Here is a 13,757-nt window from a genome sequence, read left to right on the forward strand (position 1 = left end):
TGTGTCGGTCCGGGTTCTGGGCATCGATCCCGGGCTGACCCGCTGCGGCGTCGGAATCGTAGACGTCGCCGCCAACCGATCCGCGTCCCTGGTCGACGTGACCGTGCTGCGCAGCTCGCCGGACTTGCCGCTCGAGCAGAGGCTCCTGCTGATCAGCCGGGGCCTGGAAGACCTGCTCGACAGGCACAAGCCGGCGGTCGTCGCCATCGAGAGGGTGTTCGCTCAGGACAATGTCAGCACCGTGATGGGCACCGCCCAGCTGAGCGGCGTCGCGCTGCTCCTGGCCGCTCAGCGTGGGCTGACGGTCACCCTGCACACCCCGAGCGAGGTCAAGGCAGCCATCACCGGCTACGGGTCCGCCGACAAAGCCCAGGTCGGCGCCATGGTGGCGCGGGTGCTGGGCCTGGCCGAGGTGCCCAAGCCCGCGGATGCCGCGGACGCGCTGGCCATCGCGATCTGCCATGCCTGGCGCACCGGGGCGGCCGGCGGCACCCTGCCCACCAGCGCCGACGTGGTCCCCGGCACCCTGACCCCGGCCCAGAAGGCGTGGCGCGCCGCCGAGCGCAGCGCAGTGTCGCCGGTGCCCCGTAGTCTGAAGCGGTGATTGCTTCCGTTCGTGGCCTTGTCCTGTCTGCCGTGGGTTCCACGGCCGTGATCGAGGTCGGGGGAGTCGGTCTGGCCGTACAGGTCACCCCGGCCACTGCGCTCTCCCTGCGCGTCGGCACGGAGGCCCGGCTTTCGACCACCCTTATCGTGCGCGAGGACTCGCTCACCCTCTTCGGATTCCCGTCCGCCGACGAACTCGAGGTCTTCGAGCTTTTGGTCGGCGTCACCGGGGTCGGCCCGAAATCGGCCCTCGGCGTACTCGCGGTGCTCAGCCCCGTCCAGATCGCGCAGGCCGTCTCGGCAGAAGACGACGGCGCTTTCCGCAGGGTCAGCGGCATCGGCCCGAAAACGGCCAAACTGATCGTGCTCTCCCTGGCCGGCAAGGTGTTCGTGACCGTCACGGCCGCGGCATCCGCCCGCCCGGAGCCCACCAGCGCGTCGGCGAACGTGCAGGCCGCCCTGATCGGGCTCGGCTGGTCGGAGAAGGTGGCCGCCGAGGCCGTCGACGAGACCCTCGCGGAGACCGTCGAACCCGGGCAGGTCGGCGTCGCAGCGCTCCTTCGCCTCGTACTCGTCAGGCTCGGCCCGGCCCAGCAGGCATCGGAGCGTCGCCCGTGACCGGCGCACAGGGTCTGGCCGGAGATCCCGGCGTGGAGCTCACCAAGCCGGAACTCGGGGGCGACGCCGAACTCGCCTTCGAGGGTGCCCTCCGTCCGCGCAGCCTCGGCGAGTTCGTCGGCCAGCAGAAGGTTCGCGGGCAGCTGCAGCTGCTCCTGACCGCCGCTACCATGCAGAGCCGCACCCCCGACCACATCCTTCTGGCCGGCCCGCCCGGACTCGGCAAGACCACTTTGGCCATGATCATCGCCTACGAGGGCAACCGCCCGCTGCGGATGTCCAGCGGCCCGGCCATCCAGCACGCCGGTGATCTGGCGGCGGTACTCTCCTCGCTGGTGCCCGGCGAGGTGCTGTTCATCGACGAGATCCACCGCATGGCCCGTTCCGCCGAGGAGATGCTCTATCTGGCGATGGAGGACTTCCGCATCGACATCATGGTCGGCAAAGGCGCCGGCGCCACCTCTGTTCCCCTCGACCTGGCACCGTTCACCCTGGTTGGCGCCACGACCCGGTCCGGACTGCTGCCCAACCCACTGCGCGACCGGTTCGGCTTCACCGCCCACCTCGAGTTCTACACCGACGACGAACTCGAGCAGGTGCTCGGCCGGGCAGCCAAACTGCTCGACCTGTCGATCGACACGGCCGCCACCGCCGAGATCGCCGGTCGGTGCCGCGGCACGCCCAGAATCGCCAACCGCCTGCTCCGGCGGGTGCGGGACTACGCGCTGGTGCACGGTGGAGACGCCGATGTGGCCGCGGTGCACGCGGCTCTCGAGCTGTACGACGTCGACGCCATCGGGCTCGACCGGCTCGACCGGGAGGTGATGCGCATCATCCTGACCCGTTTTGGGGGAGGGCCGGTGGGTCTGAACACGCTCGCGGTGTCCGTGGGGGAGGAGTCCGAGACCATCGAGGCCGTCGTGGAGCCGTTCCTGGTGCGGATCGGCTTCCTGATGCGCACCCCGCGCGGCCGGGTGGCGACCGCGGAAGCGTGGCGGCATTTCGGCCTGACGGCGCCTCTGGTGGGCGGGCCGCCAATCCCTCTTATGCTGGATGACCTATAATTCGAGTTGGTTCGCTTCGAACCACTCGTGCTGGTTCCCCCGAGCCAGACGCACAGACTTCGGCCCTCGCGCCGCAACCGGAAGGTCCCACAGTTTTATGGATCCGTTGACTCTCGTCATGCTCGCCGTTCTCGCGGCGCTCGTGTTCTTCATGTTCCGCAACAGCCGCAAACGCCAGAAGGACCTCGCTGCCCTGCAGGCCCAGATGGTCGTCGGCGCCGAGGTCATGACCAACTTCGGCATGTACGGAACCATTCTCGCGATTGACGAGGAGGCGAACAAGGTTGCCCTCGAGATCGCTCCGGGAACCGTCGTGCAGCTGCACCGTCAGACCATCGCCCGCGTGGTGGAACCGATCGTGGCCGAGCCCGAAGATGAGGGCGTCGCCGAGCTGAAACAGGGCAGCGCCACCGTTATGGGCGAACCTGACTTCGGTCAGCGCGTCGCCGACACCGACGAAGAGCCTAAAAAGGGCGACGCCTAACCAATCCCTCTCCATGCCCGCGCCTCGGCGCGGGCATGAGCATGAGCATAGAAAGCTGAGTTCTCTGGTGGCAAAGTCGTCTCCGGCCAAGAAGGCCTGGCGTTCCCTCACGTGGCTGGGTGTGATCATCGTCGGCCTGATTGCGCTCAACACGGCCGGCGTGCTCACCGGCGGCGGATCCTGGACGCCCAAGCTGGCCCTGGACCTCGAGGGCGGCACGCAGATCATCCTCGCGCCGAAGCTCGAGTCCGGGCAGTCCGTCTCCTCGGAGCAGCTCAACGAGGCCGTGAAGATCATTCGGCAGCGCATCGACTCGGCAGGCGTCTCCGAGGCGGAGATCAACACCCAGGGCGGCCAGAACATCGTCGTGTCCATCCCCGGCGTGCCGGACGACGCGACGATCAACCGAATCGAGTCCTCAGCCAAGCTCGAGTTCCGCCCGGTGCTCGTGGCCGGTGCCCCGTCCGCGGCCAGCGTCGGTGAAAACGTTGTCGGAGAGGACGGGGTCGCGACCCCGGTACCGACCCCCACGGTCGACCCGAGTCTGGAAAGCACCCCGACCGCGGTGCCCACCGACGGGAGCGACCTGAACTGGATCACCCCCGCGCTCCAGGCCCAGTACGAGGCCTTCGATTGCAGCAAGATCGATACCACCAATGTGGCACCGGCGGCGGAGCCGCTTGTCACCTGTGAGGCCGACGGCTCCATCAAGTACATCCTCGGCCCGGTCGAAGTCAGCGGCGAGAACGTCTCCGACGCGACCAACGGCCAGCAGACCACGCAGAGCGGCGCCACGACCGGTGAATGGGTCGTCAACATCACCTTCGACGGAACCGGAACCAAGGCCTTCGCCGACGTCAGCACCCGGCTGAACGCGCTCACCGCAGCGCAGAACCAGTTCGCGATCGTGCTCGACGGCAACGTCATCTCGGCCCCGCGCACCCTGGCGGCCATCACCGACGGCAACGCGCAGATCAGCGGTGACTTCGACCAGGACTCGTCGAAGGCCCTCGCCGACCAGCTCAAGTTCGGCGCCCTGCCGATCAGCTTCACCGTGCAGAGCCAGGACACCATCTCGGCGACCCTGGGCTCGAGCCAGCTCACCGGCGGCCTGATCGCAGGCCTGATCGGACTCGTACTGGTCGTGCTCTACTCGCTGATCCAGTATCGCCTGCTCGGCCTCGTCACCGTGGCGTCGCTCACGGTCGCCGCGATCATCACCTACCTGCTGATCACGATCCTGTCCTGGCGCGAGGGCTACCGGCTGTCGTTGGCCGGCGTCGCGGGTCTGATCGTCGCGATCGGCATCACCGCCGACTCCTTCATCGTCTACTTCGAGCGGGTGCGTGATGAGCTCCGGGACGGACGAGGGCTCGAATCCTCCGTCGAGGCCGGCTGGAAGCGCGCCCTGCGCACCATCCTCGCCTCCGACGCGGTCAACATCTTGGCCGCCGGCGTCCTGTTCATCGTCGCCGTCGGCAACGTCAAGGGCTTCGCCCTCACCCTGGGGCTGACCACCCTCGTCGACGTGCTCGTGGTCATGCTCTTCACCCACCCGATGCTCCAGCTGCTGGCACGCACGAAGTTCTTCAGCGACGGACATAAGTTCAGCGGCCTCGACCCGCGGGCCCTGGGCGCGACCTACCGCGGGCGGGCGAAATTCCGTCCCTCGGATGACCTCCCTTCCGCCAAACTGTCCTCGGCCAGCCGTGAGGCAGCCAAGCGCCAGACCATCGCCGAGCGCAAGGCGTCAGAACTCGTCGGTTCCAGTGCGGATCGAACGACCGACGGGAAGGATTCCTAATGGCTAGCTTTTCCCAGTTCGGCAACGACCTGCACACCGGCAAGCGCTCGTTCGACATCGTCGGGCGGCGCAAGACCTGGTACCTGGTCGCGGTCGTGGCACTCTTCGTGGCCATCGTCGTTCCCCAGCTGCGTGGCGGCTTCGTCTTCGGCATCGAGTTCACGGGAGGCTCCGAGTTCAAGATCTCCCAGGTCGCCGACCAGGACCAGCGAGCTGCCGCCGATGCCGTGACCGAGGTCGTCCCGTTGGCGACGCCCAGGGTGTCGAGCGTCAGCACCACCGGCATCCGCGTGCAGACCGACCAGCTCACCAGCGACGAGACCCGGGAGATTCGCGCCGCGCTGGCGGATGCCTACGCCGTGCCGATCGAGCAGGTCACCGCGTCCTTCATCGGTCCGGTCTGGGGCCAGGACATCACCGGCCAGGCCGTGCGCGGACTCCTCATCTTCCTCGTGCTCGCCGCCATCGGCATGGCACTGTACTTCCGCACCTGGAAGATGTCGGTCGCGGCCATGACCGCGCTGATGCACGACCTCGTCATCACCGCCGGGATCTACGGCATCACCGGTTTCGAAATCACCCCGGCTGCCGTGATCGGATTTCTCACGATCCTCGGCTACTCGCTCTACGACACGGTCGTGGTCTTCGACAAGATCCGCGAGAACACCTCGGAGGCGGGCGCCGAGACGCGCACGTTGGCCGAATCCGTGAACCTGGCCGTCAACCAGACCCTGGTGCGCTCGATCAACACCTCCGTCGTCGCGGTGCTGCCGGTCGCCTCGATCCTCTTCATCGGAACGCTCGTGCTCGGGGCAGGAACCCTTCGGGACATCTCGTTGGCACTTCTGATCGGCATCGTCGCCGGCGCCTACTCGACGATCTTCATCGCGTCGCCGCTGTACGCTCAAATCCGCTCCGCGGAGCCGGCCGTGCGCCGGGCCGACCAGAAGGTTCTCGCCCAGCGCGCGAAGGCCGGCCCCGCGCTGAAGGTGGCCGCCGAAGTCAGCACCTAGTCGGCCCTGATCACCGCCGGAGGAGGCCCGCACCCGAGCCGGAAGTGGTACCCGATCCGGCTCGGGAGCAGTAATAATTGATCAAGCGGATGGAGGTGGCCAGATGACTGAACTGACGACTCCTCCTGCCTACCCGGCTCCGCTCCCGCCGGCATCCTTGCGGCGCCTCGTGCCTCGGATCTTTTCCCGGGCCCAACCGGTCGGCGCGGTCGATACGCTGCTGAAGACCGTGCGGATGCACCATCCCAAGGTGGACCTCTCGATCATCGAGCGGGCCTACGTCACCGCGGAGCAGGCGCATGAGGGCCAGTTTCGCCGCAGCGGAGAGCCGTACGTCACACATCCGGTCGCGGTCGCGCAGATCCTGGCGGATCTGGGCATCGGCCCCAAGACCGTCTCGGCGGCACTGCTGCACGACACCGTGGAGGACACCGAGTACACTCTCGACCAGCTGAGGCACGATTTCGGCGACGAGATCACCATGCTGGTCGACGGCGTCACCAAGCTGGACAAGGTCAAGTACGGCGACAGCACCCAGGCCGAGACCGTGCGCAAGATGATCGTGGCGATGTCTAAGGACATTCGTGTGCTGATCATCAAGCTCGCCGACCGGCTGCACAACGCGCGCACGTGGGGATTCGTGCCTGCCGAGTCCGCGGTTCGGAAGGCGACCGAGACGCTGGAGATTTACGCGCCGCTCGCGCATCGCCTGGGCATCCAGGCCATCAAGTGGGAGCTCGAAGACCTCTCGTTCGCGGTGCTGTACCCCAAGCTCTACGCCGAGATCGACAGTCTTGTCAAGCAGCGCACTCCGCAGCGCGAAGAGTTCGTTCAGCACGTCATCGACTCGATCGTCGACGACCTGAAGGCCGCCCGCATCCGGGGCAAGGTCGCCGGCCGGCCCAAGCAGTACTATTCGATCTACCAGAAGATGGTCGTGCGCGGGCGCGAGTTCGACGACATCTACGACCTGGTCGGCATTCGAGTTCTCGTCAACTCGGTGCGGGACTGCTACGCGGTTCTCGGCGCAATCCACGCCCGGTGGACGCCGCTTCCCGGCCGGTTCAAGGACTACATCGCCACCCCCAAATTCAACCTGTACCAGTCGCTGCACACCACGGTTCTCGGCCCGAGCGGGCGCGCCGTGGAGATCCAGATCCGCACCCAGGAAATGCACCAGCGCGCCGAATTCGGCGTGGCCTCGCACTGGAAGTACAAGGAGCAGACCACCGGCAAGAGTTCCGGTCCGGGCCCGCAGAGCGACACCGACATGGCTTGGCTCGCCCACATCTCCGACTGGCAGGCCGAAACGGCCGACCCGGGAGAGTTCCTCGACTCGCTGCGCTACGAGATCGGCGCCAAAGAGGTCTACGTCTTCACCCCCAAGGGCCGGGTGATCGGTCTGCCGGCCGACGCCACCCCGGTCGACTTCGCCTACGCCGTGCACACCGAGGTCGGCCATCGCACCATGGGCGCCAAGGTCAACGGGCGCCTCGTCCCGCTGGAGAGCCCTCTCGTCACCGGTGACGTCGTCGAGGTGTTCACGTCGAAGAATCCCGACTCCGGGCCGAGCAAGGACTGGCTGAACTTCGTCAAGAGCCCCAGGGCTCGCAACAAGATCCGCCAGTGGTTCACCAAGGAGCGCCGCGACGAGGCGATCGAGCAGGGCCGCGACGCCATCGCACGCGCTATGCGCAAGCAGAACCTGCCGCTGCAGAAACTGATGAACCAGGACTCCTTCGCCGAAGTTGCCGCGGTGATGAAGTATGAAGACGTCTCTGCGCTGTACGCCGCCGTCGGCGAGGGGCATGTGTCGACGCAGTCGGTGCTGGAGAAGGTGGTTGCCACCCTGCAGAGCGTCGAGGAGAGCGACGCCACGGACCTGCCGTTCGCGCCCCACGGCCGCACCCAGACGCTCCGCAACAGCGACTCGGGCATCCTCGTGCGCGGCGCCCCCGACATCCTGGTGAAGCTTGCCCGGTGCTGCACTCCCGTGCCGGGCGACAAAGTCGTGGGGTTTATCACGCGCGGCGCTGGGGTATCGGTGCACCAGGCATCCTGTCGCAACGTGCAGTCCCTGCTCAAGGAACCCGAGCGCATGATCGACGTCGATTGGGCGCCCACTTCCAAGAGCCTGTTCCTGGTGCAGATCCAGATCGAGGCTCTCGACCGCTCCGGGCTGCTCTCCGACGTCACCCGGGTGCTGTCGGAGCATCACGTCAACATCCTGTCGGCGACGGTGCACACCTCCTCCGACCGACTCGCGATCAGCCGGTTCGTCTTCGAGATGGGCGACACCACGCACCTCGATCGCGTGCTCAATGCGGTGCGCCGTATCGACGCCGTTTATGACGTCTATCGCGTCAACGAGGGCTGAGCGGCCATTGAGCTCGCATTGGCCTCCCGGTAGAGACATCAGGTGGGGCGCGGATGCTCGTCGAGGTACCGTTGCACCTCTCGCAGTCGGGTGAGGGCCGGAGCCTTGAACGGCAGGTTGGGTGCCGCGCATAGGCGACTCGCCGGGTCGGTGCTGGTGCAGCCGGCCAGGCGCAGCAGGGCGGCGATCAGGGCAACCCGGACACCGTCGGTGGGCTCGTCGTGCCAGCGGACGAGGTCGACGGCGGTGCGCAGGGGCAGCGTGACCCGGAGGCCGGAGATCGCCTGAAGCTGGTCGGACGGGCAGCTCACCTCGCGGATCTGCATTCGGGGTGACGGGACCAGTTTCATTCGGGCGGAACTCTGCACGCAGAAGTGGTGGCGGCGAGGTTCCGGCGCCAGACCGTAGATCCAGGCAGCGGTCATCCGCTCGGCGATGGCCCTTGGGGACGCAAGCAGCAACCCGACGGCTCGGGCGCGTCGCACCCGGTCATCGACCTCGTCGACCGGGCACCAAAAGTCGCCCAGGGTGAAGAGTTCCCCGTCGAGACGGGCGCCGCACAGCTCCGCAAGCGGCAGGTCCTGGGCAGAGAGCACCACGGGAAGGCGTGAGTTCATCGATTGTGGGTTCATCGACTCAGCGTGCGCCGGGTGTGTTCTCCCGCCCACAAAAAGCAGGGATCTGTGGACAGATCCCCGCTGGTCATGCTGTGGACGGCCGGGCTACTGGCCGATGGCCTTCAGCCACGCCTTGCGGGTCTCGAGAGCCTCGGTGGCTTCCGTGATCGCCGCGGCATCCCCGCCGGCCTGCGCCGCGGCCAGTTCGGCCTCGAGCTTGACGATGGCATCGTTCAGCTGACCGGCCAGACCCTCGGCGCGAGCCTTGGTCTCCGGGTTGTTGCGCTTCCAGTGGTCGTCGTCGAGCTTGCGCACGGCTGCCTCAACCTTGCGCATGCGGTCCTCGATGGACTTGACCGAGTCGCGCGGAACCTTGCCGATGGCGTCCCACCGGCGCTGGATGGAGCTCAGCACGCTGCGCGCCTTGGCGCGGTCCGTCTCGGCCAGCAGAAGTTCGGCTTCGGTGAGCAGCTCGACCTTAAGAGTCAGGTTTCCCGCGAACTCCTCGTCGTCGTGCGCGTCGATTTCGGACTTGACCGAGTAAAGCACGTCGCCGGCTGCCTTGAACTTGGCCCACATGGCGTCGTCCTGCTTCTTGCCGCTGCGACCCGCGAGCTTCCACTCGTCGAGCAGATTGCGATAGCCCGGGATGCCATCGGCGCCCTTGGGGGCGAGAGCCTCGGCCTGTTCGATCAGGTGCTGCTTGCGGTTGCGAACGTCCTTGTGGGCGCTGTCCAACTCGGCGAAGAATGCCTTGCGGTTCTGCTCGATCGTGGTGCGGGCCGCGCGGAACCGCTTCCAGAGGTCATTGGCCTCGCCCTTGGGAATGCGCGGAGCATCGTGCTGGTGGGCCTGCCATTTCGCGAACAGGGCTTCCAGAGCAGCGCTGGTCTGCTTCCACTGCGTCTTCGCCGGGTCTTCGGCGGCGAGAGCCTCGGCCTCGGCGACGATCGCGGCACGCTCGGCGACGGCGGCGGTCGCTGCAGCCTTCGCTTCGGCGCCCTGCTGCTCGGTGAGCTCGGTCACCGCGCCGCCGAGGGCACCCAGGCGGGTGGCCAGGGCTGCCAGGTTGCCGACCGCGTTGGCGTTCGCCACAGCCTCGGTCAGATGTTTGACGGATTTCGCGATATCTGCGGCAGGTGCGCCACCCTTGGCGCGCTGTTCGAGAAGCGTGACTTGGCCGTTGAGCTCAACGTATTTCCGTTCGAAGTAGGCAAGCGCCTCTTCCGGCGTCGCGTCGGGATACTGTCCCACGGCGCGCTCGCCTGTCGCTTCGCGCACGTAAACCGTGCCGGTTTCGTCTACGCGACCCCATGGTTGCTGATCTGTCGTAGTCAAGAGCCTCACCTTATCGATGTCGTTGTGTGCTCACAAGTGAGCCAATACCCGGTCAAGCCTATTGCAAGCCCGCGCGCTGTTCGTCTGTTCTACTGAACTGATACCTGAGTGATGCTGGTCGGCACCTGAGGGGTGCCGTCCGAAGAGCCGTCGGCGACGCCGGCAGCCGTGATCTGCGCTTTGATTTCGTCCAGTCCATCGGTCACCCGGCCGAGCACCGTGTAGCCGCCGACCGCGTCGGCGGGGATGGTCGTGTCGTCGTAGACGATGAAGAACTGGCTGCCCATACTGTAGGCGTTGCCGCCCTGTCGGGCCATGGCCAGCGTGCCGGCCGGGTACACATCGTCGGCCGGGGCGTTTTCAATCGGTCCATAACTGTAGCCGGGGCCACCCGATCCCGTTCCGGTCGGGTCCCCGCACTGCAGCACGAAGAAACCGCCGTCGGTGAGCCGGTGGCAGGTCACGTCCTGGTAGAAGCCGGTGGTGATCAGGTTGATGGTCGAGGACACCGCCTGAGGGGCGAGGGCTCCATCGAGCTCGATCTCGAGCGGAATGCCGTTGAGGGCCAGCGTGCCGGTCCAGGTGCGGTCTTCCGCCAGGGTGCTGGGCGGCACCTCGCCGCTGTTCGCGCTGTCGGACGGTGCGGCCGACGCGGAGGGGGAAGCGGTGTCGGCCACGGAGGGTGCCGGGCTGCCGGGGCCTCCGGTGAAGAACAGCACCTGGGCGCCGACGGCCAGCGCCACGACCACGGCCACGCTGACGCCGGCGATGAGGTTGTCCCGCCGTCGCCGCTTCACTTGGTGCGCATTCACCGAACGCCGGGCCTGAAAGGCGCGTACACGCACGCGCGCCTCGCGGGCTTCACGTTCTTGCTTCTTGTTCGGTACCACGTCGTAGCCTCCAGGCGGCCTCCATCGGAAGGCCCGATCGAACGGGGACGGCTCCAGCGTCTGGCGCCCGAACCATGTTGAACTCTACGCAACCCGGAGAGGGCAAACAAACATCCGCTCCGGGCAGCACCGGTTCAGGATCGGCCCGGTCACCGGCACAAACTACGCTGGACCCATGGTGGATTCACAACCGGGACTGCGCAGCGGGGCCACACCCCTCGCCGTACGGATGCGCCCGACGAGCCTCGAGGAGGTCGCCGGTCAGAAGCATCTGCTCACACCGGGCTCCCCGCTGGTCAGCCTGGCCAGTGACAAGACAGGGGAGCAGGGCGCGATCTCCGTCATCCTGTGGGGCCCGCCCGGCACCGGCAAGACCACCCTGGCCCAGGCCATCGCGCGCAGCTCGGGCCGCCGGTTCGTCGAGCTGTCCGCCGTGTCGGCCGGAGTGCGGGACGTGCGCCAGGTAATGGAAGAGGCGCGCACCAGCCGGGACCTCTACGGACTCTCCACCGTGCTCTTCCTGGACGAGATCCACCGGTTCAGCAAGGCGCAGCAGGACGCTCTCCTGCCCGGGGTGGAGAACGGGGTCATCATCCTCGTGGCCGCCACCACCGAGAACCCGTCCTTCTCCGTCATCTCGCCGCTGCTGTCCCGCTCCCTACTGCTCACCCTCGAAACGCTCAGCGACGACGACCTCGCTGTCGTTGTCGACCGGGCCGTGGTCGACCCGCGCGGCCTGGCCGACCGGTTCGTGCTCGACCCCGAAGCCAGGGCCGCGATCATCCGGCTCGCGTCCGGTGACGCCCGACGGGCGCTGACCGCCCTGGAAGCTGGGTCGGTGGCGGCGGCGTCCTCCGTCGACGCCGAGTCCGACGCGAAGCCGGTCATCACCACCGAGGTGGTCGCCCTCGCTGTCGACCGTGCGCTTCTGCGCTACGATCGCAACGGCGACGAGCACTACGACGTCATCAGCGCCTTCATCAAATCGGTACGCGGCTCGGATGTCGACGCGTCCCTCCACTATCTCGCGCGCATGATCGAGGCCGGCGAAGATCCCCGGTTCATCTGCCGCCGCATCATCGTGCTGGCCTCCGAAGACATCGGCATGGCCGACCCCCAGGCGCTGGTGATCGCCATCGCCGCCGCCGACGCCGTGCAATACATCGGCATGCCCGAGGGCCGCATCCCGCTCGCCCAGGCCGTCGTGCACCTGGCCACCGCACCCAAGTCCAACGCGGCCTACATGGCCCTGGATGCGGCGATCGCCGACGTGCGGAACGGCAAGACCGGCCGGGTGCCCAAACCGTTGCGGGATGCGCACTACCCAGGCGCCAAACGCCTCGGCCACGGCAAGGGCTACAAGTATCCCCACGACGACGCCCTCGGCGTGCTGGCCCAGCAGTACCCGCCGGACGAGCTCGCCGAGGTGCGCTATTACGAGCCCACCGAGCATGGCCACGAGCGCGAGGTCTCGGCCCGCCTCGCCAAGTTGCGCAAGATCATCCGTGCCCGCTGAGCGGAACGGCCGAACAACCCGATGTGCTAACCTGATCGCTGCCTACAAATGGAATCGGCATGCGGCTGCGTCCGATTCCGGATTTGATGGTCTCGCCCTGTAGCCGGGCGTCCCGTGGCACCACCCCTCTGAACTCCCATGACGTTGAGCCGTGCTGTCTCATCGCGCGGCCGCCGCCCTGGTTTCCCCTTGTTTGCAGTTCCATCGAAAGGACACCGTGTCTACCAAGTCACGTACCCGCAGTAAGACCCGCCTCTCGCGGGCCCTGGGCATCGCCCTGACCCCGAAGGCCGCGCGCTATCTGGAGAAGCGTCCGTACGCCCCGGGCGAGCACGGTCGCACCAAGCGCAAGACCGACTCCGACTACGCTGTCCGCCTCCGCGAAAAGCAGCGCTTACGCGCTCAGTACGGCATCCGCGAAGCCCAGCTCAAGATCGCGTTCGAGGAAGCTCGCCGCGCCCAGGGACTGACCGGTGAGAACCTCGTCGAGATCCTCGAGACCCGTCTCGACGCTCTTCTCGTTCGCTCCGCGATCGCCCGCACCACCGCCCAGGCCCGTCAGATGATCGTGCACCGTCACATCCTGATCGACGGCCAGCTGGTCGACCGTCCCTCCTTCCGCGTGAAGCCGGGACAGCTCATCCACGTCAAGCCCAAGAGCGAGGCCATGGAGCCGTTCCAGGTCGCAGCCGCCGGCGGTCACGTCGACGTTCTGCCCAAGCTCCCCGCCTACCTCGAGGTCGAGATCGACAAGCTGCAGGCCCGCCTCGTGCGCCGCCCGAAGCGCATCGAAATCCCCGTGACCTGTGAAGTCCAGCTCGTCGTCGAGTACTACGCGGCCCGCTAGGCTCCTTTTCACCCGCACCGCCGTCAGGCGCTGCAACTGAACTACGCTGGAGAGCGGATCACCCTGGGGTGGTCCGCTCTTTGCGTACGCGCACCAAGCTCGTGAATGTCGAATCTGGAATGGATGGTTGGTCAATGTCTGGTGGAGATATTGTCGGGCTCGTGTTCGCCGCTGCCTTCCTGATGTTGGTTGGGTTCCTGGCCCTGCCCCTGGTCAAGCTCGGCCGCGTCTTCGACGAGACGACCGTGGCCATCCGCGACCTGACCCACACCGTCACCCCACTGCTCGAGGAATCCACCAAGACCATTCAGGAGACCAACGCGCAGTTGGCCCGGGTGGACACCATCACCTCGAACGTGGCGGATGTCACGGGCAACGTCTCCGCCCTGGTCGCCCTCGTCGCGGCGACCGTCGGCGGCCCGCTGGTCAAACTGGCCGGCTTCTCCGCGGGGGTTCGCGCGGCGCTGGGGGCTGCCCGCCCGGGCGGCACCCGCCGCCGCCGCCACAGGTAGTCGGGTACTCTGGAACGGAGCCGACCCGTCAGGGATTCGCCGGTCAGACGGTCGTTCCAGACGTTCAACCG

13 protein-coding genes are annotated in these 13,757 nt (G+C 67.1%); 10 read left to right on the plus strand and 3 right to left on the minus strand.

What is annotated here, in order from left to right; all coding sequences use genetic code 11:
• Position 1: 1 nt before the first annotated feature.
• The 7 genes from ruvC (at position 2) to E3T25_RS00490 (ending at position 7,966) form a co-directional block, all read left to right on the plus strand.
• Complete coding sequence (ruvC, locus tag E3T25_RS00460) at positions 2 to 604, plus strand: crossover junction endodeoxyribonuclease RuvC (RefSeq protein ID WP_104100487.1); 603 nt, start codon at positions 2 to 4, stop codon at positions 602 to 604.
• Positions 601 to 1,224 carry a Holliday junction branch migration protein RuvA gene (gene ruvA, locus E3T25_RS00465; protein WP_134371517.1) on the plus strand — a complete coding sequence of 208 codons (624 nt, stop codon included), beginning with the start codon at positions 601 to 603 and terminating at the stop codon, positions 1,222 to 1,224. The genes ruvC and ruvA overlap by 4 nt, the downstream gene beginning before the upstream one ends.
• A 14-nt stretch (positions 1,225 to 1,238) precedes the next feature.
• Positions 1,239 to 2,288 (plus strand): Holliday junction branch migration DNA helicase RuvB, encoded by a 1,050-nt coding sequence (gene ruvB, locus E3T25_RS00470; protein WP_369827955.1) that lies wholly within the window; start codon positions 1,239 to 1,241, stop codon positions 2,286 to 2,288.
• A gap of 118 nt (positions 2,289 to 2,406) precedes the next feature.
• On the plus strand, positions 2,407 to 2,772 hold the full coding sequence (gene yajC / locus E3T25_RS00475) for a preprotein translocase subunit YajC (RefSeq protein ID WP_241980490.1): 366 nt from the start codon (positions 2,407 to 2,409) through the stop codon (positions 2,770 to 2,772).
• A 67-nt stretch (positions 2,773 to 2,839) separates the two neighbouring features.
• On the plus strand, positions 2,840 to 4,576 hold the full coding sequence (secD, locus tag E3T25_RS00480; protein WP_104100490.1) for a protein translocase subunit SecD: 1,737 nt from the start codon (positions 2,840 to 2,842) through the stop codon (positions 4,574 to 4,576).
• Positions 4,576 to 5,589: a protein translocase subunit SecF gene (gene secF / locus E3T25_RS00485; RefSeq protein WP_104100491.1), complete on the plus strand. Its 1,014-nt coding sequence runs from the start codon at positions 4,576 to 4,578 to the stop codon at positions 5,587 to 5,589. Before secD ends, secF begins: the two co-directional genes overlap by 1 nt.
• 103 nt (positions 5,590 to 5,692) lie before the next feature.
• Complete coding sequence (locus tag E3T25_RS00490; RefSeq protein ID WP_104100492.1) at positions 5,693 to 7,966, plus strand: RelA/SpoT family protein; 2,274 nt, start codon at positions 5,693 to 5,695, stop codon at positions 7,964 to 7,966.
• Positions 7,967 to 8,004: 38 nt separating this feature from the next.
• Here E3T25_RS00490 and E3T25_RS00495 read toward each other — a convergent pair whose 3' ends face one another.
• The 3 genes from E3T25_RS00495 to E3T25_RS00505 all read right to left on the minus strand — a co-directional run bounded on the left by E3T25_RS00495 (position 8,005) and on the right by E3T25_RS00505 (position 10,718).
• Positions 8,005 to 8,583, minus strand: coding sequence for a hypothetical protein (locus tag E3T25_RS00495; RefSeq protein ID WP_134371521.1), 579 nt, complete (start codon positions 8,581 to 8,583; stop codon positions 8,005 to 8,007).
• A gap of 105 nt (positions 8,584 to 8,688) precedes the next feature.
• Positions 8,689 to 9,921: a DUF349 domain-containing protein gene (locus E3T25_RS00500; protein WP_134371523.1), complete on the minus strand. Its 1,233-nt coding sequence runs from the start codon at positions 9,919 to 9,921 to the stop codon at positions 8,689 to 8,691.
• Positions 9,922 to 10,010: 89 nt separating this feature from the next.
• Positions 10,011 to 10,718: a peptidylprolyl isomerase gene (locus E3T25_RS00505; RefSeq protein ID WP_241980492.1), complete on the minus strand. Its 708-nt coding sequence runs from the start codon at positions 10,716 to 10,718 to the stop codon at positions 10,011 to 10,013.
• A gap of 268 nt (positions 10,719 to 10,986) precedes the next feature.
• On the opposite strand from E3T25_RS00505, the gene E3T25_RS00510 reads away from it, so the two are divergent.
• The 3 genes from E3T25_RS00510 to E3T25_RS00520 all read left to right on the plus strand — a co-directional run bounded on the left by E3T25_RS00510 (position 10,987) and on the right by E3T25_RS00520 (position 13,686).
• Positions 10,987 to 12,327 (plus strand): replication-associated recombination protein A, encoded by a 1,341-nt coding sequence (locus E3T25_RS00510; protein WP_104100496.1) that lies wholly within the window; start codon positions 10,987 to 10,989, stop codon positions 12,325 to 12,327.
• A gap of 217 nt (positions 12,328 to 12,544) precedes the next feature.
• Positions 12,545 to 13,174, plus strand: a complete 630-nt coding sequence (rpsD, locus tag E3T25_RS00515; protein WP_104100497.1) for a 30S ribosomal protein S4 — start codon at positions 12,545 to 12,547, stop codon at positions 13,172 to 13,174.
• A gap of 134 nt (positions 13,175 to 13,308) precedes the next feature.
• A complete protein-coding gene (locus E3T25_RS00520) occupies positions 13,309 to 13,686 on the plus strand; it encodes a DUF948 domain-containing protein (RefSeq protein WP_104100498.1) in 378 nt (125 codons plus the stop codon).
• The last annotated feature ends 71 nt before the right edge of the window (positions 13,687 to 13,757 follow it).

The organism is Cryobacterium sandaracinum (assembly GCF_004403415.1).
Classification (GTDB): domain Bacteria; phylum Actinomycetota; class Actinomycetes; order Actinomycetales; family Microbacteriaceae; genus Cryobacterium; species Cryobacterium sandaracinum.